Source organism: Acetobacter sacchari (assembly GCF_017377715.1).
In the GTDB taxonomy this organism is placed as follows: domain Bacteria; phylum Pseudomonadota; class Alphaproteobacteria; order Acetobacterales; family Acetobacteraceae; genus Acetobacter; species Acetobacter sacchari.
The window spans coordinates 1-452 of sequence record NZ_JAFVMF010000063.1; the positions used below are offsets into that span (position 1 = coordinate 1).

A 452-nucleotide genomic window follows, 5' to 3' on the forward strand; every position below is an offset into this window, starting at 1 on the left:
CCTGGGCGTCGTGGCCGCCCACGAGAGGTCGCATTCCGTGAGGTGATCAATGCGGTGCGCTATCTCGTTCGTTCAGGCTGCGGTTGGCGGATGCTGCCGATCCACTTCGGGCACTGGCGCACGGTCTATGGCTGGTTTCGTGAGTTGGCGCGACGGTTCCTGTTCCAGACCATCCATGACGTTGAACTGATGCTCGACCGGGAGCAGGCAGGCCGCGAGGCCAGTCCGACAGCGGCGGTGATCGACAGCCAGAGCATCAAGGCGCCTCATGCAAAGACAAGGGGTTACGATGCCGGCAAAAAAGTCGTCGGGCGCAAGCGGCATATTGCCGTCGACACGGACGGGCGCCTCCTGATGGTCAACCTGACTCCGGCCGACATCTCCGACAGTGCCGGCGCTCAGATGATCCTGGATGCGATCCGCAAGCGTTGGCCGTGGGTGAAGCATCTGTT

1 protein-coding gene is annotated in these 452 nt (G+C 62.6%); it reads left to right on the plus strand.

Annotation, left to right across the window (positions count from 1 at the left end):
- Nucleotides 1-452 (plus strand): IS5 family transposase (locus J2D73_RS20260; RefSeq protein ID WP_207884219.1); only part of this gene is annotated, 452 nt, incomplete at both ends.